The organism is Variovorax monticola (assembly GCF_051216855.1).
Taxonomy (GTDB): Bacteria; Pseudomonadota; Gammaproteobacteria; order Burkholderiales; family Burkholderiaceae_C; genus Variovorax.
In genome coordinates this window covers 874,244-899,090 of sequence record NZ_JBPJZP010000002.1, presented here as the reverse complement: position 1 = coordinate 899,090, position 24,847 = coordinate 874,244, and the positions used below count along the sequence as shown (strand labels likewise).

The following is a 24,847-nucleotide window of genomic DNA, read 5'->3' as shown; positions in this document are numbered from 1 at the left end:
CGCATTCCTTCCAGAAGAAAAGAGTCTTTCATGACCACTCGCGCGAAAGCCAAAACGGCACAGCCGGCAAAGCCGGCCGATCGCCACCGAACCCCAGCCACCCCGCGCCACTACGCCGTCGTCGGCGCAGGCATCGCCGGGGTGGCCTGTGCCCGAACGCTGGTGCAAGCCGGCCACAAGGTCACGCTGTTCGAACGCGAGGCCACGGCAGGCGGTCGCATGGCGAGCATCGACACGGCCTTCGGCCGCTTCGACAGCGGCGCGCAGTACTTCACCGTGCGCGATCCGCGCTTCGCATTGGCGCTGGAGGCCACGCCCGCCCTGTGCAGGCGCTGGAGCGCCAACCTCGTGCGCGTGCTCGACGCCCACGGCCGCGTGGCCGAAGCCGCCCTGCCCTCGCTCGAACCGCACTGGGTGGCCCAGCCCGGCATGGACGCGCTGGTGGCCCACTGGGCCACGCCGCTGGGCAACAGCCTGGTGACCGGCACGCAGGTCACGCAGATCGAGCCCGACGCGCTCGACCCCAAGCGCTGGCAGTTGCGCACCGCGGGCGCCGACGAGTCCCAGCATGTGTATTCCGGCTTCGACGCCGTGCTGCTCGCCGTGCCGCCCTCGCGCACCCGCGCGCTGCTGGGCGACGGCAAGCTCTCGGCCACGCTCAGCCGCAAGGTGGAGCCAGTGCGCATCGCGCCGTGCTGGACGCTGATGGTGGCCTACCCCCAGGCCAACCAGCCCACCATGTCGCACCTGGGCCCGCAATGGAATGCCGCGCGCAGCACCCACCACCGCGTGGCGTGGCTGGCGCGCGAATCGTCCAAGCCCGGTCGCGAACCCATCGAACGCTGGACGCTGCAGGCCAGCGCCGCCTGGTCGCAGGAACACCTGCGCGACGCACCGTCGCGCATCGAGGCCAAGCTGCTGCGCGCCTTCGCGGAGATCACCGGCATCCATGCCACGCCCGCGCATGCGCAGGCGGTGTGCTGGAACGAAGCGCAGACGCAGGTGCCGCTGCGCACCACCCACCTGTGGGACGCCAAGGCGCGCATCGGCGTGGCCGGCGACTGGTGCACCGGCCACCGCGTGGAAGACGCGTTTCTCTCGGGCCTGTCGCTGGCACTCGCAGTGATCTGATCGCGGCATGGGGGAAGCCGGCCGCTTCGCGCCCTCGCCCACCGGGCCGCTGCATGCGGGCTCGCTGGTGGCCGCCCTTGCGAGCTGGCTCGACGTGCGCGCCCGCGGCCCGCAGGCGCGCTGGCTGATTCGCATCGAGGACGCCGACACCGAACGCTGCCTGCCCGGCATGGGCGAGCACATCCTCCAGCAGCTGGCCGCCTGCGGCCTGCTGCCCGACGAAACCCCCGTGTGGCAAACGCAGCGCACCGCGCGCTACGAGGCCGCGCTGGCCACCTTGCAGGCGCGGGGCCTGGCCTACCCCTGCGGCTGCTCGCGCAAGGACATCGGCGAGGCGCTGGCCAGGCTCGGCCAGGCACCTGAACGGCACGGCGAGCGTGTCTACCCAGGCACCTGCCGCGACGGCCTGCATGGGAAGCCCGCGCGCGCCTGGCGCTTTGCCGCTTTCAGGCTGGACGCCGACGTGCGCTGGACAGACCGCCGCCTGGGCCCGCAGCGGCAGGACGTGGGCCGCGAGGTCGGCGACTTCGTGCTGCGGCGCGCCGACGGGCCCTGGGCCTATCAACTCGCAGTGGTGGTCGACGACGCCGAGCAAGGCGTGAGCGACGTTGTGCGCGGCGAAGACCTGGCCGACAACACCGCGCGCCAGGTGCTGCTGCAGCGCGCGCTCGGTTGCCCCACGCCCGGCTACCTGCACACGCCGCTGGTGCGCGGCGCCGACGGCGACAAGCTGTCGAAGCAGAACGGCGCCACGTCGATCGCCACCGGCACGCCGCAAGCCGCGCTGGCCGCCCTCGACAGCGCCGCGCAGATGCTCGGGCTGCGCCCCGCCGCGGCCACCGATTGCGCCGCCGCCCTGGCCGCCTGGGTGCCCGAATGGCACGCTCTCTACAATTCGCGGCCCTCATGAACATTCCCGACACCGTGCCCCACGACCTCCCGCCCAGCGACGATGCGCCCGCCCCCGAAGACGGTGACAGCGGCGACAGCAGCCACGACGCGTCCAAGCCGCACCCGCTGCACCGTCGGCTGAAGAGCTTCGTGCGGCGTGCCGGCCGCACCACCGACGGCCAGGCGCGCGCCTTCGCCGAGCTGGGCCCGCTGTTTCTGCTGCCCTACGAGGCCGAGCCGCTCGACCTGGCGGCGGCCTTCGGTGGGCGTGATGCGCCGACGGTGCTGGAGATCGGCTTCGGCATGGGCGAGGCCACCGCGCACATCGCCACGGTGCTGCCCGACACCAACTTTCTCTGCTGCGAGGTGCACGAGCCCGGCGTGGGCGCGCTGCTCAAGCGCATCGGCGAGCAGTCGATCACCAACATCCGCATCTGCGCGCACGACGCGGTCGACGTGCTGGCCCACATGCTGCAGCCCGGCACGCTGGCCGGCGTGCACATCTTCTTTCCCGACCCGTGGCACAAGAAGCGCCACAACAAGCGCCGACTGATCCAGCCCGAATTCGTGACCAAGCTGGCGCAGCACCTGCGCCCCGGCGGCTACATCCACTGCGCCACCGACTGGCAGCCCTACGCCGAGCAGATGCTCGAGGTGCTGGCCGCCGAGCCGATGCTGCGCAACACGGCCGAGGCCTATGCGCCCAAGCCCGAGTACCGCCCGCTTACCAAGTTCGAGAACCGCGGCATCAAGCTGGGCCACGGCGTGTGGGACCTGGTGTTCGAGCGCGCCGCCTGAGCCAGCGCTGACCGGGGGCGGCCGCGCAAGGCGCGAAAAGGGCTGAAAGGGCTGAAAGGGCTGAAAGGGCCGCTGCATTTGAAGCCGGCGCGGCCTGCCCGGCGATTCGCGCCATCTACGCGTCCTCCGCCTTCCCCCTTGGCCTTGAAATTGCTACACTTTTTTACTACTGTTAAAGAAAGTGTCCAATGAATGCATCGCGCAGGGAATGGCTGGCGAAGACGTACGGTGCGGCGCTTTGGGGGAGCGGCATCGCCGCCATGGCAGGCCCCGCCATGGCGCAGTCCACGCGGGCAGTTCCCGCAGGCGGCGCGCCGCGCGTGGTGCTGCTGGGGCAATCGGTGCCGCTGACCGGCGGGGCCAGTGAGATCGGCAGCGCCTTCGCCGCCGGCAGCCGCCTCGCAGTGACCGACTTCAATGAACGCAACGCCGCCAGCGGCCTCCAGCTGAAGCTGCTTCAGCTCGACGACGGCTACGACGCGGCCCGCGCCGCCGCCAACGCGCGCACCCTGCTCGGCGCGAACAAGGCCGACATGCTGTTCGGCTTCGTCGGCACGGCCAGCAGCGACGCCGGCGCGAACGTGGCCACGCAGCAGGGCAGCCTGCTGTTCGCGCCCTTCGCGGCCGCCGACAACCTGCGCGGCGCCGACCACCCGAACGTGTTCCACGTGCGCCCCGGCATGATCGACGAGGCCCTCAAGATCGTGCGCCAGTGCGCCACCGTGGGGCAGACGCGCGTGGCGCTGGTGGGCGACGACGACGCCATGGGCCGCGCCGGCCTTGCGGCGGTCGAGCAGGCCATCGCCGAGCTGAAGCTGCCTGCGCTGGTCGCCACCGCGCTGGTGCCGCCGAACGGCGACAAGCTCGACGCCGCCCTGAAGGGCGTGCAGCAGAAATCGCCGCAGGCCATCGTGCTGGTGTCGCTGTCGGGCACCACGGCCAACGCCATCCGCTCGCTGCGCAAGAGCGGCTACACGGGCAACTTCATGGCCTTCTCGATCGTGGGCATCGACCCGCTCTACGCCACCCTCGGCAAGGACATCGGCGGCATCGTCATCTCGCAGGTGGTGCCCTCGCCGCGGCCTTCGGCCATTCCGATCGTCAAGGAGTACCTGGCCGCCGTGGACACCTCCGACCAGACCGCGTCGTACGAAGGGCTCGAAGGCTTCATCGCGGCCAAGGCGGCCGGCGAAGCGGTGCGCCGCGCGGGCCGCGGCTTCAACACCGCGACCCTGCAACGCACCATGACCGGCATGACCGACTACGACGTGGGCGGCTTTCGCATCAACCTGCGCCCGGGCCTGCGCGACAACGTGCGCCGCATCGACCTGATCAGCATTTCGGCGGACGGGCGCGTGCTGCGCTGACCGTCGAGCAGCAGTTCGGTCAAGCGCTGCTGCACGTAAAGGGCCGTGGCGCCGAGCAGGCGGCCCTGCAGCCAGAGCATGCGGACCGACAGCCGCGGCAGCGCCCGCGACGGGCAAGGCACTTCCTTCAAGGCCTTGAGGCGGCCCGCAGTGCGCGATGTCGACCGGTAGAACGGCCCGGTCTGAGAGGACTATCCGCTTGTATTCAGCGCGCGACCAAAGTCACAACACTCTTGCGCGAGAAGGACGATGGATGCGACAAGTGAACTGTGCTGATCGCCTTTGAAAATTGCAACGTAGTTGATCTCGGGGAGCGCTGGCGTCACCCGAACGATCGACAGCAATCCAGCATCGATGATGGGGCGCATGCACTCTCGCGGCAGAAAGCTGATGCCCAATCCTGAGACTGTCATCGCGATGATGGCGATCAGGTTGTTGCTCGGAATGGTCTTGGTCGGCGAGATGCCGAAAGATTTGAACCACCGCTCGTAGGTAAGCCCGGTGCCCGACCGGCTACCTTGTGTGAGAAGCAGGTGATTGGCCAACTCATGCACTCGATAAATTTTGTTCGCATCGAGCTGGCCGGGCTTGCACATCCAGACGTTCTCGACCTTGCCGACCGCTCGCCGCATGACGCGGGTGTCATCGGGCACTTCCGGAATGATGGCCAAGTCCAGTTCGTCTGCAAGCAGCTTGTCCCTGAGCGTTACGCTGGAATCCACATCCGGTTCGATGGCGACCCGTGGGAAGTTGTCATGTATCAAGCTGACCAGCTTGGGAAACCAGGTCATGGCCGTGAGTTCGGTCACGCCAATCCGTAAGCGGCGCTCTGTCACTTCCAGCTTTTGAAAGCGCTCGGTCGCCTGATCACGCTCACGAAGCAGACGCTCGGCAACCGCGAACATTTCTTCGCCCTTGTCTGTCAGCCTCACGCTTCGCGCCGAGCGGTCAAATATCGGAACGTCGAACAGCGCTTCGAGCTCCTGCACTCGTTTGGAAATGGCCGATTGAGTGGTGTGAAGGCGCTGGGCCGCTGGCGAGAAGCCGCCCAGCTTCGTCACCCAGTAGACAGCCTCCAGCTGTTTGAACGTCATCACAAAGCGTGCTCCTCTGCGGTGCGACCGACGCACCATGCGGGGTAATTTCCCTCAGTCTATTCCTAAAAGTTGGGCAAATTGAGTCTGAAATATCGCTTTTTCTTTTGTTAGGGCCTGCTCAGAATCCAGTCCGTTGTCAAACGATCTACTTATTCCATCGGAGTCCGAATGCTCGCCACGTTAAAGATGATGTCCCACCGCGCGCTCGCCAGTTGCCTGCTCGTCGCGCTTTGCGGGCTCGCCTCCATGGCTCACGCCAGCCGCCTCGACGACATCAAAAGCCGGGGTCATCTGGTGTGCGCCACCCTGACCGGCGCCGAGCCATTGGCGTTCCAGGATCCGAAGACGCGCCAGTACGTGGGCTTTGACGTCGACACCTGCAATGCGCTCGCAAAGCGTCTCGGGGTGACGCTCGAGCACAAGCCCATCGCCGTGGAGGCCAGGATTCCCGAATTGAGTCTGGGTCGTGTGGACGTGGTCGCCGCGGCAATGGGGTACACGAAGGAACGGGCTGCGCAGATCGCGTTCTCCGACATCCACTATCAGCTGCCCATCAAGATCATCGTTTCCAGCACTTCGGGCATTCAAGCTCTTGCGGATCTTGGTGGAAAGAAGATCAGCGCCAACAAAGGAAGCACATCGGAACAGTTCGCACGCGCCAAGATTCCAACGGCCGAAGTCGTGACCTACCAGGACGGTCCGACCGCATTTCTGGCGTTGGCACAAGGCAAGGTGCAAGGCTATGCAATCGGCCAGGCGACCGGAACCCGCTACATCGAGGACGGCGGCGGCAAGTTCAAGTTTCTCAATGAACCGTTGTTCTTCGAACCCACCGGCCTTGGCGTGAAGAAGGACGAGCCGGAGCTTCTGGGCGCCATCAACAAGGCGCTTCGCGAGATGGAAGACTCGGGCGAATTGGATGCGATGTGGAACAGGTGGTATGGCCCCTCCACGAAGTTCCAGATTCCTCGCGAGAAGAAGCTGACGCCTGTGTCTGCCTTCTGAGCGAACGCACGAAACCGTTCAAGGCTGAAAGTTGTGCCTGTTCTCGATTTCGGCGCGGTGCTTCAAGGCAAGTACCTGACCTGGCTCCTTGCCGGCGCGGTGATGACGCTCGCGTTGTTCGCAGCTGCATGGGTGGCTGGATTTGCGCTCTCCCTGCTGGTGTTGGCACTGCGTCAATCCGGCGTGAAGACACTGGGGGCCTTCTCTGTCGCGTTTGTTGCCTACCACCGAAACGTTCCTGGCCTGGTCCAGGTCTTCCTCTGGTATTTCGGAGTACCCCAGATACTGCCGGACAGCTGGCAGGTCTGGATCAACGCGCAGGGGAGTGAGTTCGTCCTCGTCTGGATCGCGCTGTCGTTGAACACGGCCGCCTACATGTCCGAAGACCTTCGCAGCGGCCTGCGCTCCTTGCCTGCGACTCAGCTCGAAGCTGCGCGGGCCATGGGCATGACCTATCTGCAAGCCATGCGCATCGTGCTTGTCCCGCAAGCCCTGCGCGCATCGCTGCCTCCACTGGTGAATCAGTCCCTGAGCCTTTTCAAGTCGACGAGCCTGGCGATGGTCGCGGGCCTCGCGGAAATGACGTATGCGTCGCGCCAGGTCGAGAACGAGAGCTTTCGAACCTTCGAAGCATTTGCCATCGCCTCTGCCTTCTACTGGTTCGGCTCGTTCGTGCTGACCTACGCAGGCCACTTCTGGAGCGAGCGTCTGAAGGCCTCTGCGAGAGCCGCATGATCGACATCTTCGAAAACTACGGAATGCTCCTTCTTGTGGGGCAATTCCCGAACGGCCCGCTGGGCGGCCTCGCGATGACGCTCTGTCTGGCGATCACAGGCCTCGCCGTGTCGTTTCCGCTGGCGGTTCTCATCGGCATCGCGCGCACGAGCCCGATCAAGGCCGTTCGAGCACCTGCGAGCCTCATCGTCCATGCGGTGCGCGGTCTGCCGGTGCTCATGCTCATTTTCTGGGCTTACTTCATCGTTCCCTTGATCGTCGGGCGCGCAGTGTCCGGAATCACCACGGTGATTTGCGCGCTGGTTCTTTATGAGCTTGCCTTCATGGGAGAGGTCGTTCGCTCGGGCATCGAGTCGATTCCCAAAGGACAGGTCGAAGCAGCCCGATCGATCGGCATGACCTACGGGCAAACGATGCGCAAGATCATCCTGCCGCAGGCGCTTGTGCAAATGACACCGAGCATCCTGAACCAGTTGATCAATCTCATCAAGAACACTTCGCTGGGCTACATCATCAGTGTGAACGAACTGACTTACGCGGCTTACCAGGTGAATGCGCAACTGCTCACCAAGCCCTTCGAGGTGTATTTGATCCTCGCTGCAACATATTTCTTGATCTGCTGGTCGTTGAGCCTGGCGGTTGGAAAACTTGAAAAATCCATCAATCAAAGGCGCCAGACGGTTCCAAGGGGTGCATGAAATGATCAGCTTCGACGGGGTCGAGAAGTTCTACGGTGACTACAAGGCCCTGAGTGGCATCACCGAGACCGTTTCAAAGGGTGAAGTGGTCGTCGTCTGCGGCCCGTCCGGATCGGGGAAGTCGACGCTCATTCGAACCATCAACCGGCTCGAACCGATCTCCGGCGGGACCATCATCGTCAACGGCCAGAACGTTCACGCGCTGAAGGTCAATGTGAACAGTCTTCGCAGCCGTATCGGCTTTGTCTTCCAGAGCTTCAATCTCTTTCCACATCTGAGCGTCCTGGACAACGTATCGATCGGCCCCGTCGCGGTCCTCAAGATCTCGGCGAGCGAGGCGCGGGCACGCGCGATGGCCCTGCTGGAGAAGGTGGGCCTTGCGGCCAAGGCCCATTCGTTTCCTCCCCAGCTCTCGGGCGGACAACAGCAACGCGTGGCGATCGCGCGGGCCTTGGCGATGCAACCGCCCGTGATGCTCTTCGATGAGCCGACCAGTGCGCTCGACCCCGAGATGGTCGGCGAAGTCCTGAGCGTCATGAAGCAACTCGCGGCAGACGGCATGACGATGATTTGCGTCACCCACGAAATGGGTTTTGCGCGTGAGGTTGCAGACCGCATCCTGTTCATGGATGCAGGAGAGATTCTCGAACGCGCAAAACCTGATGCGTTCTTCACCCAACCCGAGCACCCTCGCGCGCGCAAATTCGTCGCCGACATCCGACACGCCTGAGATCCACATGACCTACCTCGCGACTTCCCTGTCACGCATCAAGCCTTCCAGCACGATCGCAGCCACCCAGCGCGCCCGAGACCTCGCGGCGCAAGGGCGCGACGTCATCACGCTCAGCACCGGCGAACCCGACTTCGACACGCCGGACAATATTCGGGTGGCCGCCATCCGTGCAATCACGGCAGGCAAGACGCGCTATACCCCCACCAGTGGCATCCCCGAATTGCGTGATGCCATCGTCCGCAAGTTCGCGCGCGAAAATGACTTGGACTACAAGCGCGACGAAGTCATCGTCTGCAGCGGTGGCAAGCATGTCATTGCCAACGCCCTGCTGGCCACGATCAACGAAGGCGATGAAGTCATCATCCCGGCGCCTTATTGGGTTTCCTATCCTGAGCTCGTGGCGTTGTGCAATGGCAAGCCGGTCTTTGTGCCCACGACGAACGACTCAGGCCTGAAGCTGACGCCGCACGCTCTCGGGGCACACATCACGCCACGGACGAAGTGGGTGATCCTCAACTCGCCATCGAACCCTTCGGGCGCGGCCTACACACAAGAAGAACTCCGTGCCTTGGCCGATGTGCTCTTGCAGCATGAACACGTGCTGGTCATGAGCGATGACATCTATGAGCACCTCGTGTATGACGACTTCCAATACAAGACCATCGCGCAGGTGGAGCCACGGCTGAAGGCGCGCACGTTGACCGTCAACGGCGTCTCCAAGGGCTACGCGATGACCGGCTGGCGCATTGGATACGGCGCGGGTCCCGTGAAACTCATCAAGGCCATGGAAATGCTTCAAGGCCAGGTGACGTCGGGGGCCAATTCGGTCGCTCAGTGGGCGGCTGTCGAGGCCCTCGACGGTCCTCAGGACTACCTCATGCCGCGTCGCGAGGCATTCCGTCAACGGCGCGACATGGTGGTGGAGATGCTGAACGACTGCATCGGAATCGATTGCGCTCGCCCTGAAGGAGCCTTCTATGTGTTTCCCTCCTGCGTGGGAGCCTTGGGAAAGAAGACGGCCGCAGGCGTTGCGATCCAGGACGACGAAGCCTTCGCGATCGAACTCCTGAATGCAGAAGGCGTGGCGGTGGTGAATGGAAGCGCATTCGGCACGCCAGGCTACTTCCGCATTTCCTATGCATCAAGCGTCGAGCACTTGACCGAAGCGTGCACGCGAATCCAGCGTTTTTGCGCAAGCCTTCAATCCTGACCAGCGAACATCATGCAGAACTCAATGATCACCCGAGACTTCGAGCGCGTTTCCCCGGAGCTGGTCGCACAGGCTTCGGTCTTCCAAGCCGCGATCCTTGCCGATGTCGCGGGGCGCCGGGGTGCCGCGAACGGCCGCATCAAGGCACTCAGATTCGGCATGAAGCTGGCTGGCCCGGCATTGACAGTCGAGGTCCGGCCAGGTGACAACCTGATGATCCACGCCGCGATGCAACTCGCCAAACCTGGCGATGTCCTCGTGATCGATGGCAAGGGTGACTTGAGCAGCGCCCTGATGGGTACGCTCATGTTCTCGGCTTGTAAAAAGCTAGGTATCGCCGGCGTGGTGATCGATGGCGCAGCCAGAGACAGCGCGGAGATCGATGAACTTGGATTTCCGGTTTTCTGCGTCGGCACGAATCCGAATGGACCGACAAAAAACGTCGCCGGCCGGATCGGGCAGACAGTTTCCGTAGGCGGTGTTTCTGTGTGTGCGGGTGACCTTGTGCTCGCCGATGAGGATGGGGTGGTCGTTGTCGAGCGCAATCGGCTGGCGGAACTGGTACCGCTCGCTCATGCGAAGGTCGCCGATGAAGCAGCCCGCGTGAATTTGATCAATGCAGGATCTACTGCGGCGTCCTGGCTCGACAAGGCGCTGCGCAACGCAGGCGTACTCGCCGACGGGGAGTCGCTTTGACCGCCAGCAGCCAGGCAACACATGCCGGACGCGGCCGAAGGCGGGCGCTGCCCGGCGCAACATCGGAGCACGGCCGGCCGCAAGGGAGAAGACATTGAGCACCCTGCGCGCCGCACCCCTGCATGCCGCCATGCGAGCACAGGTCGACCAGCAACTGTTGCCGTGCGTTTCGACCGCGCTGTTGCGCGGCCCGGAGGTGGTCGACACGTTCTGCTACGGCATGGCCGACAGGGAAGCCGACATTGCGCTGCGCGAAGACCACATCTTTCGCGCGTTCTCCAATACCAAGTTGGTCACGTCCTGCGCCATGCTGCTGCTGTGGGAGGAACGCCGCTTCCAACTCGACGACCCGATCGAACGCCATGTTCCCGAGTTGGGCAACCGTCAGGTCCTGCGACCCCAAGCCTGCAGCATCGACGACACCGAGCCGGCGCGGTCGTCCATCACGGTCCGGCAATTGATGACCCACACGGCGGGGTTCTCTTACAGCAGCTTCGACCCGGGCAGCGTGCTGGCCAAGGCCTACACCGCCGTGAAACTCAGGCAGCCTTCCAAGCCGATGAAGGATTTCATCGCTGCGCTGGCCCCGCTGCCGCTGGCGTTCCATCCGGGTACGCGATGGGAGTATTCGATCGCCACCGACGTGCTGGGCCACCTGGTGGAGGTGCTGTCCGGCGAGCGGCTGGGCGCGTTCATGGCGCGGCGCATCTTCGAACCCCTTCGCATGGCGGACACCGACTTCGCAGTCCCAGCCTCCAAGGCCGACCGGTTCACCGCACTTTACGTAGGCGCGGACGCCGCAGACCCCACCAAACCGGGCTTGACCCGCGCCGACACCTTGCCGTACGAGGGCGCTTACCTGGAGCGCGCCGCGTTCGAATCCGGCGGTGGCGGACTGGTCACGACCCTGGGCGACACGGTGAAGCTGCTGCAGAGCCTGGTGCCCGGCGGCCCGGCATTGCTGAAGCCTGCCACCATCGAGATGATCGCCACCAACCAGTTGCCCGCAGGCATGGGGATCAGCGTTGCCAACCTGCCGCCGCTGCCCGGGCGCGGATTCAGCCTCGGCGCAGCCGTCGCGTCGACCGCTGGTCCGCTCGACCCCGAACAGGTGCCGGGCGAAGTCAACTGGGGCGGCATGGGCGGCACCGACTGGTGGTTCAACCCACGGCTCAACATCGCCGGCGTGCTGATGACGCAACGCTTCCTCGGGGCGATGGGGCCGCATACGGCCATCTTCAGGCGCGAGGCCTACCGGGCGCTCGGGCATTGACACCGAGCGTGCGCGGTACGCGGTTGCGGCCGCTCGTTGACGCGCTCAAGGCACACACAAGCCTTGTGGCGATGCAGGCGGACCGGCACAACGCACCGCGTGTAGCTGCGGGCCTGCGCCAGCAGTGCCCGTTGTTCAGCCAGCGCCGGAAACAGCTTGGAAAGGCCGATCGAAATCGCAGCACTGCTTGGCGAAGCCGACCACATCGGCAACCACGGTGCTTCGCCGGTCCGCACGATGAACGGCGGCGAAAGTGACATCCGGCACGGCCGGCGTGACACGCAGAAGCTGAAGCAATTTGGCGTCGATCATCGGTTTGAGGCACCGAAGGGGCAAATGCGCGATGCCGAGCCCACTGATCGTCATCCCGATGATCGCAACCAGGTTGTTGCTGGTCATTCGTTCCGCAGGCTCCAGTCCCGCGGACTTGAACCATTCGTCATAGAGCACACCTGTCGCCGAGCGATTGCCTTGCGTGAGCAGCCGCTGCGCGGCGACGTCGTGAACGCGAAGCCTCGCGCCGGGATCAAGCAGGCCCGGCTTGCACATCCACGCATTGCGAACGGCGCCGATGCGCGTCTTCACCAGGCGGACGTCTTCGAAGAGGTCGGGAACGACGATCAGGTCGAGCCGTTCCGTCAGCACCTTCTCGCGAAGGCTGAAGCTGTCGTCGATGTCCGGTTCGAAGTGCGCTTTCGGGTATCGACTTCGTACTGCGTCGACGAGCCGAGGCAACCACGTCATCGCCGTCAATTCGGTCACGCCGATACGCAGACGACGCTCGACGACCCCGGGCTGCTCGAACTGCTCGAGCGCCTCGTCGCGCTGACGCAGAAAGCGCTTGGCTATCAGGAACATCTCCTCGCCCTTCTCCGTCAAGCGAGCCGTCCTCAAGGTGCGGTCGAAGAGTTGCGTCGCGACCATGTCCTCGAGCTCTTGCACGCGCTTCGAAATGGCGGACTGGGTCGTTGCGAGCTTCTCGGCAGCCAGGGCAAAGCCTCCGAGCTGAACCACCCAGAAAAACGCTTCAAGCTGCTTGAATGTCATGCGGCTCTTTCATTCTAATACACGATTGAACAAGATCGAAAATTATCGCTTTTTTTTATATTAAACCTCCAGCAATATTCGCTGCAAGGCAAGCCGCCTTGCTACCAATGTCGTACGGAAAATTTCATGACCGATCACAAACCCATTCAAGATGCGAGTGCCTGGACTGCTGCCGAAGTGAACGGCGATCAAGGTTGGATCTATCGATTCACCGACGAGCAGCTCGCCGAGCTCGATGCCGCCCTGAAGAAGGTTCAGCACAAGCCGATCACCGAGATCGGCAAGGAAGATTTCCCCTTGCAGAAGACTCTGACGATGCTCAGGAAAGTGTCTGCTCAGGTCGAGGACGGTATCGGCATGGCCGTGCTTCGGGGACTTCCCGTCCTCCACTATTCAAAGGACGACGCTTCCCGCATCTATTGGGGCATCGGCCAACATCTGGGCCGGCCTGTCACGCAGAACTCCCGCGCGCACCTGCTGGGGCACGTGAAAGACGAGGGGGTCAAATACGGTCACAAGACCCGTGGCTACAACACCAACGCGAAACTCAACTTCCACTCCGACAACTCCGATGTGGTCGGCCTGCTTTGCCTGCGCATTTCGAAGACGGGAGGCGCCAGCCGCATCACCAGCACCACGTCTGTCTACAACGAAATTCTGAAACGCCGGCCTGAGCTGCTGGATCCCCTGTTCGAGGGCTTCTTCTACGACCTCAAGGGTGAACACCTGCCGGGTCGCACGCCGCTTTCCGATCATCGGATTCCGGTCTTCAGCTTGCAAGACGGCAAGCTGAGCTGCCGCTACCTGCGCAATGCCATCGAACCGGGCTTCGAAAAAAGCGGCGTTCCGGCCACGAATGCACAGGTCGAAGCGATGGACCTTTTTGACGAGCTGGCCGGCAGCAAGGACCTGTGTTTCGATTTCGAGATGGAGCCGGGCGACATGCAGCTTCTGAACAACCACGTCACCGTTCACTCACGCACGGCATTCGAGGACTACGAAGAGGAAGACAAGAAGCGTCATTTGCTGCGACTCTGGCTTCGCACCGACGTGCGCCCGCTCGCACCTGCGTTTGCGGAGAGATTTGGTCCTGGCACCGCACGCATGGGTGTCCCGGCGCCGGAAGCCTTCGGCCTCCCTGCGCGCCCGCCGCTCGCGCACGGTCTTCCCGAGATGGCGCATTGAGCCAAGAATTTCGAACAATCAGGAGACAAACCCAATGATGAAGACAATCTCGGCGCTTCTCGTTGCGACCGGCATCGCAATGCTGGGCCAGTCCGCAGCAGCAGAGGGCTATCCGTCCAAGCCCATCCGCATCGTCGTTCCGTACACAGCCGGGGGCGGCCCCGACAGCGTGGCTCGCGACATTGCCACCAAGGTCACGGCGAACACCAAGTGGAACTTCATCGTCGACAACCGGGCCGGTTCCGGCGGAAACATCGGGACCGAGAACGTGGTCAGATCGCCGGCGGACGGATACAGCCTCCTTCTCGGCCAGACAGCCCAGATCGCCATCAACCCAAGCCTGTATGGGAACCTCTCGTACGACACCCTCAAGGACCTTGTTCCCATCAGCTTCATCGGTCCCGCGCCCTTGCTGGTGGTCGTTGCGGCGGACTCGCCCTACAAGACGCTGGCCGATGTCGTTGCAGCGTCCAGGAAGCGGCCGGGAGGCATCAACTTCGCCACCTCCGGCAACGGAACAGTCGCGCATCTCATCGGCGAGATGTTTCAGAAGGACGCGGGGGTGAAGATGACGCACGTTCCGTACAGAGGCGTCTCGCAAGGCATCAGCGACGTCCTGGGCGGCAATGTGGAGCTCTACATCTCTTCGATGCCGACCCTCATCGGGTTCGTCCGCAGCGGCAAACTCCGAGCTCTTGCGGTCACCTCTCGCGACCGCGCGCCCGACCTGCCCAACGTACCCACCGTCGCGGAATCCGGCTACAAGAATTTCGAGGCCGTCAGCTGGTTCGGCGTGCTGGGGCCGGCAAAGCTTCCCGCCGACGTGGTGAGCAGGCTGAATGTGGAGATCAACAAGGCGCTGAAGGATCCGGAACTTCGAAAGAAGCTTGCATCGCAAGGGCTCAGCGTCGAAGAAGGCACGCCCGAAGCCTTTGCCAAGAGGATCCGCGAGGACCATGTGCGTTGGGGCAATGTCGTTCGCGAATCGGGTGCGAAGGTCGAGTAAGCGCCTGAGCGGACTCACCCGGTCGCAGATCTCGACGGCCTCGCATCTTCTCCGCGCGTTCACCCTCAAATACTTTGGAACTCATGAACAAGGAAAACATCGTCATCACCGAAGAAAAGGTTCATCCGGACGCCGTCGCACTGCTGAAGGACTACCGGCTTGTCTACACGGGCGCACGATTCACACAAGCGGATCTGGTTTCACTGGTCGAGAAGGAACAGCCTGTCGCAATTCTTTCCCGTTATGGAAAGATCGACGAACAGGTCCAGTCCGCCTCCAAGAAGCTGAAGGTCATCGGCCGGCACGGCGTGGGAATGGATGCAATCGATCAGGAGGCCGCCAAGCGGCTCGGCATCGAGGCCATCCCGGCTACCGGTTCCAACAGCCAAGCCGTTGCCGAGCTTGCTCTCGGGCTCATCTTGGCGTGCGCACGTCGCATCACCTGGTTGGACAAACGAATGCACGAGGGCTACTGGGACAAACAGAGCTGCATGGGCCTCGAACTCTACGGCGCCACCCTTGGTGTAGTAGGTTGCGGCGCCATCGGAGGGCGCGTCGTGCGCTTCGCCCAGGCCATCGGCATGCGCGTGATCGTTTGCGATCCTTACCTCGAAGCAGATCTTCTACCGGAAGGAACAACCAAAGTCGAACTCGACGAGCTCCTTTCACAGAGCGATGTTGTATCGCTCCACTGTCCACTGAACGCTTCGACCAATGGCATGCTGGACGCGCGTCGCCTGGCCCTGATGCGCAAAGGGGCCATCTTGATCAATACCGCGCGCGCAGGGATGTTCGACGAGCAAGCCATGCAAGAGTGCCTGCGAAACGGAAAACTTCATCTAGGGTTGGACTGCTTCGTGGCGGAGCCGTTGCCGGCGGCATCGCCGTGGCTCGATACCCCCAACGCGGTGCTGACCCCTCATGTCGGTGGCACGACCAATGGCGGCCTGCGAGGAATGGCCGTCGGTGCAGCGAAAAACATCCTCTCGGTGCTTCAGAACGAGGCAGGTCGTTCTACGCAAGTATCTTTTTCTCAGGGCAGCCCGCGCCGCTAGCCGGTGCTCACCAGCGCCTGCAGCACATCGAGCGACAGCAGCGCGATGCGCCCGTAGCCCAGCGAAATCACGCCCTCGCCCGCCAGCGCGTTGAGTTCCTTCGACAGCGTCTGCCGCGTCACACCGAGCATCATCGCCAGCGCCTCCTGCGACAGCAGCACCACGTGGCGAAGGTGCACCGACTGCGTGGCGTCGCCGCGCGCCAGCACCAGCAGGCGGTGCGCCACCCGCGCGCGCAGGCTGCGCAGCGTGGCGTCTTCCGTCAGGCCGTAGAGCATGCGCACGCGCGCCGCCAGCAGCGCGGCCATGGCGTTGGAAAAGACCACGTCGCGCATCTGCCGCGCAAAGGCCTCGGGCGGCACCACCAGCAGGTCGAGCGCCTCGAGCGCGGTGGCGTCGTGGGTGCGGGGCGACCCGTCGATCAGCGTGATCTCGCCGAACCAGATGCCCGGCTCCAGCATCGCCAGAATGGCCTCGCGCCCGTCCTGGCGCAGCGACGAAATCTTGATGGTGCCGGCCGCCAGGCCGTAGAAGCCGCCGCCCGCCGCATGCATGGGGTCGCCCTGGCGGAACACCATCGCGCCGCGGCGCACATGAATGAGTTCGGCCGCGCCCACCAGCGCATCGCGCTGCGCGCGCGGCAGGCTGGTGAACCACGGGTTGCGCTCCAGCGCGGCGCGGTGCGCGGCCGACAGGCGTGGCTTGGTGGAAGGGGGCATCTGGAAGAAGGCTCCGTCCCCCTGGAGACAGGGGTTAACGAGGGCCCTGCATTGTCAAATTTTTGACAGTTGAGCGTCAAGCCCGGGTCTACAGTGGTCGCACCCCCACGAACAAGACGAGAGACCCCAAGATGAACGCACGCGCAAGTTTCAAGAGCATGCAGGAAAGCACGCGCGAAGACTGGCAGCTGATCGGCGGCGAGTTCATGCAGTTCACCAGCGGCCTGCCGGCGCGCGTGATCAAGCACCTGCAGATCCTCGAAGGCGACTACGGCGGCTTTCCGGTCGACCGCTACACCCATTCGCTGCAGACCGCCACGCGCGCGCTGCGCGACGGCCGCGACGAGGAATACGTGGTGTGCGCGCTGCTGCACGACATCGGCGACACGCTCGGCAGCTTCAACCACCCCGACATCGCCGCGGCCATCCTGAAGCCCTTCGTGAGCGAAGCCAACCTCTGGATGGTGCAGCACCACGGCATCTTCCAGGGCCACTACTTCTTTCACCACGTCGGCCTGAACCGCGACATGCGCGACAACTTCAAGGACCACCCGCACTACGCGCGCACCGCAGAGTTCTGCGCGCTCTACGACAACCCCGCCTTCGACCCGAAGGCCGAGACGCTGCCCATCGGCGAGTTCGAGCCGATGCTGCGCCGGCTGATGGCAAGCCCCAAGCAGAGCATCTACAAGACCGCGCTCACCGAGCCCGCGGCCGCCTGACTTCGACGACAAAAGACACCAAGGACACACCCCATGAACGCCTTCTCCCAACCCGAAATCCAGAAACTCGTCTCCGCCGAAGAATGGCAACTGCGCGTCGACCTCGCCGCCTGCTACCGCCTGGTGGCGCTCTACGGCTGGAGCGACCTGGTGTTCACGCACATCAGCGCGCGCGTGCCCGGCCCCGAGCACCACTTCCTGATCAACCCCTACGGCCTGATGTTCGACGAGATCACCGCGTCCAGCCTGGTCAAGGTCGACCAGCAGTGCAACAAGATCATCGACTCACCCTACCCCGTGAACCCGGCCGGCTTCGTCATTCACAGCGCGGTGCATGCCGCGCGCGAAGACATCCAGTGCGTGCTGCACACCCACACCAGGGCCGGCATCGCGGTGAGCGCGCAGAAAGGCGGCGTGCTGCCCATCAGCCAGCAGTCGACCTTCGTGCTGGCCTCGCTGGCGTACCACGACTACGAAGGCGTGGCCTTTCGCGACGACGAGAAGCCGCGCCTGCAGGCCGACATGGGCCATGCCAACTTCCTCATGCTGCGCAACCACGGCCTGCTCACCTGCGGCAAGACCATTGCCGACGCCTTTTTGTCGATGTACACCTTCGAGAACACCTGCCAGATCCAGATCGCGGCGCAGTCGGGCGGCAGCGAGCTCACGCACGTCAACCCGAAGATCATCGACGGCGTGGGCCAGGCGATGAAGGTGCAGAGCGGCGGGCTCGGCGGCATGTTCGTGTGGCCTTCGCTGATTCGCAAGCTCGACCGCATCGACGACAGCTACAAACAATAAGACGCGTCGGTCCACGGTTTTCCACGGCTGCCAGCGCCCGCGCGACGGGGGCCGGCGGCCATTTTTTCGTCCGTGTCTGTTGGCGGGTGTGCGCGATGATGCGGGCATGGAACTGAGGCAACTGCGCTACTTCGTCAAGGTCTGCGAACTCCGCAGCATGGGGCGCGCCGCGCTCGAACTCGGCGTGGTCACCTCCGCGCTGAGCCAGCAGATCAGCCGGCTCGAGGGCGAGCTGTCGACGCGGCTGCTGCAGCGCAGCTCGACCGGCGTCACGCCCACCGACGCGGGCATGGCGTTTCTGCACCAGGCGCAGCTCACGCTGCGCCATGCCGACGATGCGGTGCGCGCCGCGCAACAAGCCCGTCTGTCGGGCCACGTGAGCGTGGGGCTGGCCCCCACCACCGCCACCGTGCTGGGCGTGCCCCTGATGCGGGCCATGCAGGAGCGCTACCCCGAGGTGCGGCTGCACATGGTCGAGGCGCTGTCGGGTCACCTCACGCAGATGCTGCAATCGCGCCAGCTCGACCTGGCCGTGCTGTTCCAGACCGACACGCCACGGCGCTGGAGCGTCACCCCGCTGCTGGACGAAAAGCTCTTCGTGGTCGCGTCGCCGACCCTGGCGCAGCGGCCCACGGGCGCCAAGGTGCGCCTGGCGCAGCTGGCCGATGTGCCGTTGATCCTGCCGAGCGGCAGCCACGGCCTGCGTGCCACGTTGACGGCGGCCTTCGCGCGGGCGCGCGTCACGCCGAACATCGTGGCCGAGGTCGACGGCCTCGCGCTGCTGATGGACGCAGTGCGCGCCGGCTACGGCGCCACGGTACAGCCCGGCGCCGCCACGGCCCGGCACGACCGCGACGACCTGGAGCTCACGCAGATCGGCGACGCCCACGTCGGCCGCCGCAACCTGCTCGTGAGCCTGTCGGACGACGAGCTCTCGCCCGCCGCGCTGGCCGCGCGCGTGGTGGTCGCGGACACCGCCCGCGCGCTGGTGCGCGAGGGCCGCTGGACCGGCGCCAGTCTTCACAAGAACTGAACACCCGTTGCCCCAATCGGCCTTTCGCGTGAAGGCCGCGCTCCCTAAAGTCTCCTGCATTCCAAGGAGACCCACGAGTGATAGACGTACTGGTTGTCGGTGGCGGCAATGCCGCGCTGTGCGCCGCGCTGATGGCGCGCGAGGCCGGCGCTTCGGTGTTGCTGCTCGAAGCCTCGCCCAAGGCATGGCGCGGCGGCAATTCGCAACACACCCGCAATCTGCGCTGCATGCACGACGCGCCGCAGGACGTGCTGGTCGAGGCCTACCCTGAAGAGGAGTACTGGCAGGACCTGCTGAAGGTGACCGGCGGCCTCACCGACGAGCACCTGGCGCGGCTGGTGATCCGCGCCTCTTCCGGTTGCCGCGACTGGATGCGCAGCCACGGCGTGCACTTTCAGCCGCCGCTGTCGGGCGCGCTGCACGTGGCGCGCACCAATGCCTTCTTCATGGGCGGCGGCAAGGCGCTGGTGAATGCCTATTTTCGCAGTGCCGAACGGCTTGGCGTGCAGATCCGCTACGACACACCCGTGGCGTCGGTGGAACTGGACGGTGACCGTTTCATGGCGGTGCGCACCGAAGCCGGCGAACGCATCGAAGCCAAAAGCTGCGTGCTGGCCTCCGGCGGCTTCGAGTCGAACCGCGAATGGCTGCGCGAAGCCTGGGGCCAGAACGAGCGCGGCGAATGGCCGGCCGACAACTTCCTGATCCGCGGCACGCGCTTCAACCAGGGCGTGCTGCTGAAGTACATGATCGCTGCGGGCGCCGACAGCATCGGCGACCCCTCGCAGGGCCACATGGTGGCCATCGACGCGCGCGCACCGCTGTACGACGGCGGCATCTGCACGCGCATCGACTGCGTGTCGCTCGGCGTGGTGGTCAATCGCGAGGCGCAACGTTTCTACGACGAAGGCGAAGACTTCTGGCCCAAGCGCTATGCGATCTGGGGGCGCCTGGTGGCGCAGCAGCCGGGGCAGATTGCATGGTCGGTCATCGACCAGAAGGCGGTCGGGCGCTTCATGCCGCCGGTGTTCACCGGCACGCAGGCCCAGACGCTCGGCGAACTGGCCCGGAAGATCGGCCTGGACGAAGCCACCTTCGTGCGCACCGTGCAGGACTACAACGCCGCCTGCCGCGTCGGCCGCTTCGACCACACCGCGCTGGACGACTGCCGCACCGAAGGCCTCACCCCCGCCAAGACGCACTGGGCGCGCCCGCTGGACACCGCCCCGTTCTACGCCTATCCCGTGCGCCCCGGCATCACCTTCACCTACCTCGGGCTGAAGGTCGACGAGACGGCGGCCGTGCGCTTCGGCGGCCGGCCCAGCCCCAACCTGTTCGTGGCCGGCGAAATGATGGCCGGCAACGTGCTGGGCAAGGGCTACACGGCGGGCGTCGGCATGAGCATCGGCACAGCCTTCGGCCGCATCGCCGGTACGCAGGCGGCGAAAGCTGCCAAAGCACCGAAGAACCTTTCGAAGAATTCCCCGGAGACCGCCCTTGCAGCAGCTCACTGATCTCGTCGCACGCGCCCGTGCGGATGCCGAGGGCTTCGGCAGCGCCCCGCCGCCGCCGCGCGTGATCCCGATCCAGTCCGCCCTGCCGCTCACGGCCAGCGAAGGCGAGGTCGCCCGCATCCTGCAGATCTGCAACGCCTGCCGCTACTGCGAAGGCTTCTGCGCCGTGTTCCCCGCGATGACGCGGCGGCTCGAATTCGGCAAGGCCGACACGCACTACCTCGCCAACCTCTGCCACAACTGCGGCTCCTGCCTGCATGCCTGCCAGTACGCGCCACCGCACGAGTTCGCGGTGAACGTGCCGCAGGCGATGGCGCAGGTGCGCATGCAGACCTACCACGACTACGCCTGGCCGCCGGCGATGGGTGCGCTGTACAAGAAGGCCGGCCTCACCGTCGCGCTGGCCTTGGCGGGCGGGCTGGCGCTGTTCCTCGTGCTGGCCGTGGCCATGTCGGGTTCGCTGCTGCACGAGCCGCTGGCGGGCAACTTCTACGCGATCTTTCCGCACAACTTCCTCGCGCTGTTGTTCGGCACGGTGTCCCTGTTCGTGGTGCTCGCGCTGGCCATGGGCGTGCGGCGCTTCTGGCGCGAGGTGTCGCCCGCGAACGACCCTGGCAATGCGCCATCGATGCCGGGCGTGCGCGGCCCCGCGAGCGCCGAGGCCGCGCACGACGTGCTGCGCCTCAAGTACCTGGGCGGCGGCCACGGCGAAGGCTGCAACAACGAAGACGACCGCTTCACGCTGTGGCGCCGGCGCATGCACCACTTCACCTTCTACGGCTTCTTGCTGTGCTTCGCCTCCACCTGCGTGGCCACGCTCTACCACTATCTGTTGGACCTGCACGCGCCCTATGCGCTCACGAGCCTGCCGGTGCTGCTGGGCACCGCGGGCGGCATCGGCCTCGTGGTCGGACCCGTCGGCCTGCTGTGGCTCAACCTGCGGCGCAACGCCGCGCACGGCGACGTGGCGCAGCGGCCCATGGACCGCGGCTTCATCGCCCTGCTGCTGCTCACCAGCCTCACCGGCCTGGCGCTGCTCGCATGGCGCGACACCAGGTTCATGGCGCTGCTGCTGGCGGTGCACCTGGGCGTGGTGATGGCGCTCTTTCTCACGCTGCCCTACGGCAAGTTCGCGCACGGCATGTTCCGCTCGGCGGCGCTGCTGAAGTCAGCGATCGAGAAGCGCCTGCCCAACCGCCTGCAACTGGGCGCCGACTGAACACAAGACCGAATCCTGCAATCGAAAGGAACCCCGCGATGACGAACCCTGGCGTGCTCCAGATCCCTTCCATGAAAGACCGCTGCTCCGAAGCCGAGTGGCAGGCCCGCATCGACCTGGCTGCGTGCTACCGGCTGGTCGACCTGTTCGGCATGTCGGACATGATGGCCAACCACATCTCCTCGCACGTGCCCGGCGAGCACGGCGCGTTCCTCATCAACCCCTACGGGATGATGTACGAGGAGATCACCGCGTCCAGCCTCATCAAGGTCGACCAGGCCGGCAACATCCTCTCGTCGCCCGACTTCGGCGAGCTGGGCTACGGCATCAACAAGGCCGGCTACGTGATCCACAGCGCGGTGCACGCGGCGCGCCCCGATGTGGCCTGCGTGATCCACACGCACAGCTGGGCCTCGATGGCGGTGTCCTCGCTCGAATGCGGCCTGCTGCCGCTCACGCAGACGGCCATGCGCTTCCTGAAGATCGGCTACCACGACTACCAGGGCGTGGTGCTCGACACCGAAGAGCAGGCCTCGCTGCTCGCCGACCTCGGCCAGGGCGAGGCCGTGATCTTTCGCAACCACGGCGCGCTGGTGGTGGGCCGCAGCGTGGGCGAGGCCTTCAACTGGATGCACCGGCTCGAGCTGGCCTGCCGCGCGCAGATCGGCGCGATGTCGTGCAACACGCCGCTGCAGGCCGTGCCGCGGAGCGTGCTCGAAGACACCTGGAACAACTACCAACCGGGCACCCGGCGCCCCTACGGGCTCATGGAATGGCCGGCGCTGCTGCGCAAGCTGGACCGCACGGACCCGGGCTTTCGCGACTGAGGCCAGCCGAAGAACGACACAGACGAGTTTCCACCGCAGTTCGCTGCGCACCGCAATCCTTCGAGGACAGAACAATGACAAGAGACAACCCCGCCTCCCTCCCCCGCCGCCGCCTCGTGGGCACTGCAGCCCTGCTGGCCACCGGCCTGGGCGCCTTGCCGCAGGCCCGCGCACAGCCGGCTTATCCGTCGAAGCCGGTGCGCGTGGTCGTGGCCTTCACTGCCGGCGGCACCACCGACATCCTGGCGCGCGCGGTGGCGCAGAAGCTGGGCGAGAAGTTCAAGCAGTCGTTCATCATCGACAACAAGCCCGGCGGCGGCGGCAACATCGGCACCGAGTTCGTGGTGCGCGCGCCCGCCGACGGCTACACGCTGATCGTCAATTCGGTTGGGCCGATGGCGGTCAACCAGACGCTCTACAAGAACATGAGCTACGACCCGCTCACCGACCTCGTGCCGGTGGTGCAGATCGCCGACGTGCCCAACGTGCTGGTCGTGCACCCCGATCTGCCGGTGAAGACGCTGGACGAATTCATCGCCTACGCCAGGGCCAACCCGAACAAGCTCAACTACGGCTCCACGGGCGTGGGCACCTCGTCGCACCTGTCGAGTTTCATGCTCAGCAAGCGCGTGGGCGCCGAGACGCTGCACGTGCCCTACAAAGGCGCGAACGCGCTCAACGACCTGCTGGCGGGCCGGGTGCAGTTCATGTTCGCGACCATCCCCTCGGTGATCGCGCACATCCAGGCCGGCAAGCTGCGCGCCATTGCGGTGAGCAGCCCGAAGCGCTCACGCTCGATGCCCGACGTGCCCACGGTGGCCGAGAAAGGCTTCCCCGGCTTCTCCGCCGGCTCGTGGTTCGGATTCTTCGCGCCCAAGGGCACGCCCGGACCGGTGATCGCGCTGCTCAACACCTCCGTGAACGAGGCACTGCCCTCGCTGCAGGCGCAGATGATCCGCGAAGGTGCCGACCCCGTCGGCGGTTCACCCGGGCAATTCGGCAAGTTCGCGCGCAGCGAGTATGAGAAGTGGAAGCTGATCGTGCACGAATCGGGCGCGACGGCCGAATGAAACGGCCATGACAGACCGCACGCCCCTTCGCATCCTGCTCTCCCCCGACGCGCAGCGGCAGACCGCCGCCGGGCTGCACCAGGCCCTGGACGGCCGTGCGCACACGCTCGTGAGCCTGGGCGAAGACGCCGACGTGGCCTTCGTCTCGCGCGACGTCACCGGGCTATCGACCAAGAACAGCGTGCTGCCGCACACGAAGGCCTTCCACGACAGCCTGCGCAACGCGGCCTCGCTGCGCTGGGTGCACGCGCATTCGGCGGGCGCCGACCGGCCCATGTACGGCGAGATGCGCGCGCGCGGGGTCGAGGTCACGACCTCGTCGGGCGCCAACGCGGGCGTGGTGGTGCAGAGCGCGCTGGCCGGCGTGCTGATGCTGGCGCGTCAATTTCCGCAGCTGCTGGCGGCGCAGCGTGCCAGGACCTGGGCGCCGCTGATCGGCGCGACGCCACCGCGCGACCTCGCGGGACAGACCGCCGTGGTGGTGGGCTGGGGCCCGATCGGGCAAGAGCTGGGCGCCTTGCTGGCGGCGCTGGGCCTGCGCGTGGTGGCGGTGCGCGGCAGCGAGGCACCCGCCGCCGCGCCGGCGCAGCACAGCGTGCCCTTCGAGCGGCTGCGCGAGGTGCTGCCGCAGGCCGACTGGCTTCTGCTGGCCTGCCCGCTGAGCGAGCGCACGCGCGGCCTGGTCGACGCGGCAGCGCTGGCTTTGCTGCCGGCCGGCGCGCGGCTGGTGAACGTGGCGCGCGGCGAGGTGGTCGACGAAACCGCGCTCATCGCGGCACTGCAGGCAGGCACATTGGCCGGCGCCTTCCTCGACGTGTTCGCGAACGAGCCGCTGCTGCCCGCGTCCCCGCTGTGGGCGCTGCCGAACGTGATCGTCACGCCCCACACCGCCGGCCACTCCGACGGCAACGAAGGGCGTGTGGCCGCCCTCTTCCTGGACAACCTGAGGCGCTGGTGCGCGGGCGACGCGCTCGTGAACCGGGTCGCCTGACAACGCCTTTCTCACAACAACACG

The 24,847-nt window shown here is 65.4% G+C and carries 25 protein-coding genes; 22 read left to right on the top strand and 3 right to left on the bottom strand.

Features of this window, described 5'->3' with window-relative positions; genetic code table 11:
* Positions 1 to 30 precede the first annotated feature (30 nt).
* The 4 genes from ACSFA5_RS09810 to ACSFA5_RS09795 all read left to right on the top strand — a co-directional run bounded on the left by ACSFA5_RS09810 (position 31) and on the right by ACSFA5_RS09795 (position 4,187).
* Positions 31 to 1,131, top strand: coding sequence for an NAD(P)/FAD-dependent oxidoreductase (locus tag ACSFA5_RS09810; RefSeq protein ID WP_435443823.1), 1,101 nt, complete (start codon positions 31 to 33; stop codon positions 1,129 to 1,131).
* 7 nt (positions 1,132 to 1,138) lie between these two features.
* The gene (gene gluQRS / locus ACSFA5_RS09805; protein ID WP_435443822.1) at positions 1,139 to 2,041 is read left to right on the top strand and encodes a tRNA glutamyl-Q(34) synthetase GluQRS; all 903 of its coding nucleotides are present in this window, start codon (positions 1,139 to 1,141) and stop codon (positions 2,039 to 2,041) included.
* The gene (gene trmB / locus ACSFA5_RS09800; RefSeq protein ID WP_435443821.1) at positions 2,038 to 2,820 is read left to right on the top strand and encodes a tRNA (guanosine(46)-N7)-methyltransferase TrmB; all 783 of its coding nucleotides are present in this window, start codon (positions 2,038 to 2,040) and stop codon (positions 2,818 to 2,820) included. The genes gluQRS and trmB overlap by 4 nt, the downstream gene beginning before the upstream one ends.
* A gap of 188 nt (positions 2,821 to 3,008) precedes the next feature.
* Positions 3,009 to 4,187: an ABC transporter substrate-binding protein gene (locus tag ACSFA5_RS09795; protein WP_435443820.1), complete on the top strand. Its 1,179-nt coding sequence runs from the start codon at positions 3,009 to 3,011 to the stop codon at positions 4,185 to 4,187.
* Positions 4,188 to 4,378: 191 nt separating this feature from the next.
* Here the strand turns inward: ACSFA5_RS09795 and ACSFA5_RS09790 are convergent, their stop codons facing one another.
* The gene (locus ACSFA5_RS09790) at positions 4,379 to 5,281 is read right to left on the bottom strand and encodes a LysR family transcriptional regulator (RefSeq protein WP_435443819.1); all 903 of its coding nucleotides are present in this window, start codon (positions 5,279 to 5,281) and stop codon (positions 4,379 to 4,381) included.
* A 171-nt stretch (positions 5,282 to 5,452) separates the two neighbouring features.
* On the opposite strand from ACSFA5_RS09790, the gene ACSFA5_RS09785 reads away from it, so the two are divergent.
* From ACSFA5_RS09785 to ACSFA5_RS09755, 7 genes are all read left to right on the top strand, one after another.
* Positions 5,453 to 6,289, top strand: coding sequence for an ABC transporter substrate-binding protein (locus ACSFA5_RS09785; RefSeq protein WP_435443818.1), 837 nt, complete (start codon positions 5,453 to 5,455; stop codon positions 6,287 to 6,289).
* 33 nt (positions 6,290 to 6,322) lie between these two features.
* A complete protein-coding gene (locus ACSFA5_RS09780; protein ID WP_435443817.1) occupies positions 6,323 to 7,024 on the top strand; it encodes an amino acid ABC transporter permease in 702 nt (233 codons plus the stop codon).
* A complete protein-coding gene (locus ACSFA5_RS09775) occupies positions 7,021 to 7,722 on the top strand; it encodes an amino acid ABC transporter permease (RefSeq protein ID WP_435443816.1) in 702 nt (233 codons plus the stop codon). The genes ACSFA5_RS09780 and ACSFA5_RS09775 overlap by 4 nt, the downstream gene beginning before the upstream one ends.
* A gap of 1 nt (position 7,723) precedes the next feature.
* Positions 7,724 to 8,452: an amino acid ABC transporter ATP-binding protein gene (locus ACSFA5_RS09770; RefSeq protein WP_435443815.1), complete on the top strand. Its 729-nt coding sequence runs from the start codon at positions 7,724 to 7,726 to the stop codon at positions 8,450 to 8,452.
* Between the two features lie 7 nt (positions 8,453 to 8,459).
* Complete coding sequence (locus tag ACSFA5_RS09765) at positions 8,460 to 9,665, top strand: pyridoxal phosphate-dependent aminotransferase (RefSeq protein WP_435443814.1); 1,206 nt, start codon at positions 8,460 to 8,462, stop codon at positions 9,663 to 9,665.
* Between the two features lie 24 nt (positions 9,666 to 9,689).
* A complete protein-coding gene (locus tag ACSFA5_RS09760; protein ID WP_435443813.1) occupies positions 9,690 to 10,361 on the top strand; it encodes an RraA family protein in 672 nt (223 codons plus the stop codon).
* A 94-nt stretch (positions 10,362 to 10,455) separates the two neighbouring features.
* On the top strand, positions 10,456 to 11,634 hold the full coding sequence (locus tag ACSFA5_RS09755) for a serine hydrolase domain-containing protein (RefSeq protein ID WP_435443812.1): 1,179 nt from the start codon (positions 10,456 to 10,458) through the stop codon (positions 11,632 to 11,634).
* Between the two features lie 135 nt (positions 11,635 to 11,769).
* On the opposite strand, the gene ACSFA5_RS09750 is transcribed toward ACSFA5_RS09755, so the two are convergent.
* Positions 11,770 to 12,681 carry a LysR family transcriptional regulator gene (locus ACSFA5_RS09750; RefSeq protein ID WP_435443811.1) on the bottom strand — a complete coding sequence of 304 codons (912 nt, stop codon included), beginning with the start codon at positions 12,679 to 12,681 and terminating at the stop codon, positions 11,770 to 11,772.
* Between the two features lie 126 nt (positions 12,682 to 12,807).
* Between ACSFA5_RS09750 and ACSFA5_RS09745 the strand changes: the two genes are divergently transcribed.
* The 3 genes from ACSFA5_RS09745 to ACSFA5_RS09735 all read left to right on the top strand — a co-directional run bounded on the left by ACSFA5_RS09745 (position 12,808) and on the right by ACSFA5_RS09735 (position 15,927).
* Positions 12,808 to 13,866 (top strand): TauD/TfdA family dioxygenase, encoded by a 1,059-nt coding sequence (locus tag ACSFA5_RS09745; protein WP_435443810.1) that lies wholly within the window; start codon positions 12,808 to 12,810, stop codon positions 13,864 to 13,866.
* Between the two features lie 34 nt (positions 13,867 to 13,900).
* Positions 13,901 to 14,872 (top strand): Bug family tripartite tricarboxylate transporter substrate binding protein, encoded by a 972-nt coding sequence (locus tag ACSFA5_RS09740; protein ID WP_435443809.1) that lies wholly within the window; start codon positions 13,901 to 13,903, stop codon positions 14,870 to 14,872.
* An 83-nt stretch (positions 14,873 to 14,955) separates the two neighbouring features.
* Positions 14,956 to 15,927 carry a hydroxyacid dehydrogenase gene (locus ACSFA5_RS09735; protein WP_435443808.1) on the top strand — a complete coding sequence of 324 codons (972 nt, stop codon included), beginning with the start codon at positions 14,956 to 14,958 and terminating at the stop codon, positions 15,925 to 15,927.
* On the opposite strand, the gene ACSFA5_RS09730 is transcribed toward ACSFA5_RS09735, so the two are convergent.
* Complete coding sequence (locus ACSFA5_RS09730; protein ID WP_435443807.1) at positions 15,924 to 16,646, bottom strand: Crp/Fnr family transcriptional regulator; 723 nt, start codon at positions 16,644 to 16,646, stop codon at positions 15,924 to 15,926. The two genes, ACSFA5_RS09735 and ACSFA5_RS09730, sit on opposite strands and share 4 nt — an antisense overlap.
* 131 nt (positions 16,647 to 16,777) lie before the next feature.
* On the opposite strand from ACSFA5_RS09730, the gene ACSFA5_RS09725 reads away from it, so the two are divergent.
* The 8 genes from ACSFA5_RS09725 to ACSFA5_RS09690 all read left to right on the top strand — a co-directional run bounded on the left by ACSFA5_RS09725 (position 16,778) and on the right by ACSFA5_RS09690 (position 24,823).
* Entirely contained in the window at positions 16,778 to 17,368 is a 591-nt protein-coding gene (locus ACSFA5_RS09725; protein ID WP_435443806.1) for an HD domain-containing protein, read from the top strand.
* Between the two features lie 33 nt (positions 17,369 to 17,401).
* Entirely contained in the window at positions 17,402 to 18,169 is a 768-nt protein-coding gene (locus ACSFA5_RS09720; RefSeq protein ID WP_435443805.1) for a class II aldolase/adducin family protein, read from the top strand.
* 106 nt (positions 18,170 to 18,275) lie between these two features.
* The gene (locus ACSFA5_RS09715) at positions 18,276 to 19,202 is read left to right on the top strand and encodes a LysR family transcriptional regulator (RefSeq protein WP_435443804.1); all 927 of its coding nucleotides are present in this window, start codon (positions 18,276 to 18,278) and stop codon (positions 19,200 to 19,202) included.
* 77 nt (positions 19,203 to 19,279) lie between these two features.
* Positions 19,280 to 20,716: an FAD-dependent tricarballylate dehydrogenase TcuA gene (gene tcuA, locus ACSFA5_RS09710; RefSeq protein ID WP_435443803.1), complete on the top strand. Its 1,437-nt coding sequence runs from the start codon at positions 19,280 to 19,282 to the stop codon at positions 20,714 to 20,716.
* Complete coding sequence (tcuB, locus tag ACSFA5_RS09705) at positions 20,700 to 21,935, top strand: tricarballylate utilization 4Fe-4S protein TcuB (RefSeq protein WP_435443802.1); 1,236 nt, start codon at positions 20,700 to 20,702, stop codon at positions 21,933 to 21,935. The genes tcuA and tcuB overlap by 17 nt, the downstream gene beginning before the upstream one ends.
* A 38-nt stretch (positions 21,936 to 21,973) precedes the next feature.
* Positions 21,974 to 22,762, top strand: a complete 789-nt coding sequence (locus tag ACSFA5_RS09700) for a class II aldolase/adducin family protein (RefSeq protein ID WP_435443801.1) — start codon at positions 21,974 to 21,976, stop codon at positions 22,760 to 22,762.
* Between the two features lie 74 nt (positions 22,763 to 22,836).
* On the top strand, positions 22,837 to 23,832 hold the full coding sequence (locus tag ACSFA5_RS09695; RefSeq protein ID WP_435443800.1) for a Bug family tripartite tricarboxylate transporter substrate binding protein: 996 nt from the start codon (positions 22,837 to 22,839) through the stop codon (positions 23,830 to 23,832).
* Between the two features lie 7 nt (positions 23,833 to 23,839).
* Positions 23,840 to 24,823, top strand: a complete 984-nt coding sequence (locus tag ACSFA5_RS09690) for an NAD(P)-dependent oxidoreductase (protein ID WP_435443799.1) — start codon at positions 23,840 to 23,842, stop codon at positions 24,821 to 24,823.
* The last annotated feature ends 24 nt before the right edge of the window (positions 24,824 to 24,847 follow it).

Excerpts from the sequence above, each read along its gene's own strand:
- ACSFA5_RS09810 (WP_435443823.1), top strand. The coding sequence starts at position 31 with ATGACCACTCGCGCGAAAGCCAAAACGGCACAGCCGGCAAAGCCGGCC.
- gluQRS (WP_435443822.1), top strand. The coding sequence starts at position 1,139 with ATGGGGGAAGCCGGCCGCTTCGCGCCCTCGCCCACCGGGCCGCTGCAT.
- trmB (WP_435443821.1), top strand. The coding sequence starts at position 2,038 with ATGAACATTCCCGACACCGTGCCCCACGACCTCCCGCCCAGCGACGAT.
- ACSFA5_RS09795 (WP_435443820.1), top strand. The coding sequence starts at position 3,009 with ATGAATGCATCGCGCAGGGAATGGCTGGCGAAGACGTACGGTGCGGCG.
- ACSFA5_RS09790 (WP_435443819.1), bottom strand. The coding sequence starts at position 5,281 with ATGACGTTCAAACAGCTGGAGGCTGTCTACTGGGTGACGAAGCTGGGC.
- ACSFA5_RS09785 (WP_435443818.1), top strand. The coding sequence starts at position 5,453 with ATGCTCGCCACGTTAAAGATGATGTCCCACCGCGCGCTCGCCAGTTGC.
- ACSFA5_RS09775 (WP_435443816.1), top strand. The coding sequence starts at position 7,021 with ATGATCGACATCTTCGAAAACTACGGAATGCTCCTTCTTGTGGGGCAA.
- ACSFA5_RS09770 (WP_435443815.1), top strand. The coding sequence starts at position 7,724 with ATGATCAGCTTCGACGGGGTCGAGAAGTTCTACGGTGACTACAAGGCC.
- ACSFA5_RS09765 (WP_435443814.1), top strand. The coding sequence starts at position 8,460 with ATGACCTACCTCGCGACTTCCCTGTCACGCATCAAGCCTTCCAGCACG.
- ACSFA5_RS09760 (WP_435443813.1), top strand. The coding sequence starts at position 9,690 with ATGATCACCCGAGACTTCGAGCGCGTTTCCCCGGAGCTGGTCGCACAG.
- ACSFA5_RS09750 (WP_435443811.1), bottom strand. The coding sequence starts at position 12,681 with ATGACATTCAAGCAGCTTGAAGCGTTTTTCTGGGTGGTTCAGCTCGGA.
- ACSFA5_RS09745 (WP_435443810.1), top strand. The coding sequence starts at position 12,808 with ATGACCGATCACAAACCCATTCAAGATGCGAGTGCCTGGACTGCTGCC.
- ACSFA5_RS09740 (WP_435443809.1), top strand. The coding sequence starts at position 13,901 with ATGATGAAGACAATCTCGGCGCTTCTCGTTGCGACCGGCATCGCAATG.
- ACSFA5_RS09735 (WP_435443808.1), top strand. The coding sequence starts at position 14,956 with ATGAACAAGGAAAACATCGTCATCACCGAAGAAAAGGTTCATCCGGAC.
- ACSFA5_RS09730 (WP_435443807.1), bottom strand. The coding sequence starts at position 16,646 with ATGCCCCCTTCCACCAAGCCACGCCTGTCGGCCGCGCACCGCGCCGCG.
- ACSFA5_RS09725 (WP_435443806.1), top strand. The coding sequence starts at position 16,778 with ATGAACGCACGCGCAAGTTTCAAGAGCATGCAGGAAAGCACGCGCGAA.
- ACSFA5_RS09720 (WP_435443805.1), top strand. The coding sequence starts at position 17,402 with ATGAACGCCTTCTCCCAACCCGAAATCCAGAAACTCGTCTCCGCCGAA.
- ACSFA5_RS09715 (WP_435443804.1), top strand. The coding sequence starts at position 18,276 with ATGGAACTGAGGCAACTGCGCTACTTCGTCAAGGTCTGCGAACTCCGC.
- ACSFA5_RS09700 (WP_435443801.1), top strand. The coding sequence starts at position 21,974 with ATGACGAACCCTGGCGTGCTCCAGATCCCTTCCATGAAAGACCGCTGC.
- ACSFA5_RS09695 (WP_435443800.1), top strand. The coding sequence starts at position 22,837 with ATGACAAGAGACAACCCCGCCTCCCTCCCCCGCCGCCGCCTCGTGGGC.
- ACSFA5_RS09690 (WP_435443799.1), top strand. The coding sequence starts at position 23,840 with ATGACAGACCGCACGCCCCTTCGCATCCTGCTCTCCCCCGACGCGCAG.